Origin of the sequence: Pseudanabaena sp. 'Roaring Creek', from assembly GCF_001402795.1 — a bacterium.
GTDB lineage: Bacteria > Cyanobacteriota > Cyanobacteriia > Pseudanabaenales > Pseudanabaenaceae > Pseudanabaena.
This window is the reverse complement of record NZ_LIRE01000564.1, coordinates 1-1515: the sequence shown is the minus strand read 5'-3', so window position 1 is coordinate 1515 and position 1515 is coordinate 1. Positions and strand designations below refer to the sequence as shown.

The following is a 1515-nucleotide window of genomic DNA, read 5'->3' as shown; positions in this document are numbered from 1 at the left end:
TTATTAATGCGCCCATTTGTAAAATAAGAACATAGGTGGCGTTGTCTCTTTCTGGCTATTTTATAGCTGTCGCTAAATATACTAGGATATAAACCCCAAGAATTGACTGGTGGCGCGAAGCGCCACCAGTCAATTCTTGGGGTTTGATTTGTCCTAAGTCAAGTAACTGTCGCTATATTAATATGCCCATCCTTTACAAAAGAGAGTTGCCGCGCAATGCGTGGCAACTCTCTTTTGGGTTTTATGTCCTGATATACTTGGCGACAGCAATATGTACAAGATGAATGGACAGACGTAAGTTTCTCGTTTTAAGCGGAGCGACGATCGCAGGACTAGGGGGATGCCAATGGTCAAATCCTTTCGATCGAAGCGATCGCTTAAGAGTACTAGGTTTACTGGGAGCGATTCCGAGCAAATTAATTAGTCAATTTGAATCGGCTTCACAAATAAAAACGGAATTTAAAGCCGAAAATTTGCCCGCAAAGCTCTGGCAGGAACTCCAAAACTCTCCAAACCTAGCTAAAGAGAAAGTACCGCAACTGGTTAGCCTCGGTGATAGCTGGCTCGATCCTGCGATCGCTCAATCCTTGATTCAACCGATCGCGCCAAACCTCCTAGACAAAATCCCTCAATGGCAAAAACTCTCTCCCTTCTGGCAGCAGAGCGTAACGCGCAACAATCAGGTATGGGGAGTCCCCTATCGCTGGGGCGCAACGGCGATCGCCTATCGCAGCGATAAATTGAAGTTCGATATTACTCAATGGTCTGACCTTTGGCGACCCGAACTAAAGCAAAAATTATCCTTGCCCGATGATGCAAGGGAAGTGATCGGACTTGTCTTAAAAAAGATGGGGCAGTCCTATCAAGTAGATAATATTGCCGAACGCAAAGATATTTTTACCGCATTAATCCAAGATCTCAAGACTCTTAGCCCGCAGGTTTTAACCTATTCTTCCGACAACTATTTACAATCTCTCCTGAACGCCGACACCCTAGCTGCAGTGGGTTGGACGAGCGATATGTATAAGACAGCCAAGCAAAATCCCAATCTCAAAGTAGTAATTCCCCAAGATGGGACAGCCCTATGGAGTGATATCTGGGTCATTCCAAAGGGAGAAGTGGCGATCGCTGCTACCGCATGGATGAATTTTTGTCTTACCCCCGAAATCGCCGTACAATTGACATCCTTAACCGATGCAGTTAGTCCGTCTAGTGCATTAGACAAAGTCCCCAACAGTGTCAAAGCCGATCCCATCAAGTTTTTCTCCCAAGACATTCTCGCCAAAAGCGAGTTGATTTTACCCCTGTCTCCCACAACACTTACGCAGTATAAAGATCTCTGGACAAAGCTGCGATCGGGAACGCTATAACCGATGGGCTATTTCTAAAATAACCTGTATTAACTTGCATTAAGGATCTGGACATGATTAAAACCCAGAATCAAAAGCCTATAGCGCACGCTGCACTTGCGCTACAGACTTTTGGGTTTTATATTTAATTGCGTCTAGCTATAGC

General features: G+C 45.0%; 1 protein-coding gene. It reads left to right on the top strand.

What is annotated here, in order from left to right:
• Window positions 1-284 precede the first annotated feature (284 nt).
• Complete coding sequence (locus AC805_RS16340; RefSeq protein ID WP_055076401.1) at window positions 285-1370, top strand: extracellular solute-binding protein; 1086 nt, start codon at window positions 285-287, stop codon at window positions 1368-1370.
• The last annotated feature ends 145 nt before the right edge of the window (window positions 1371-1515 follow it).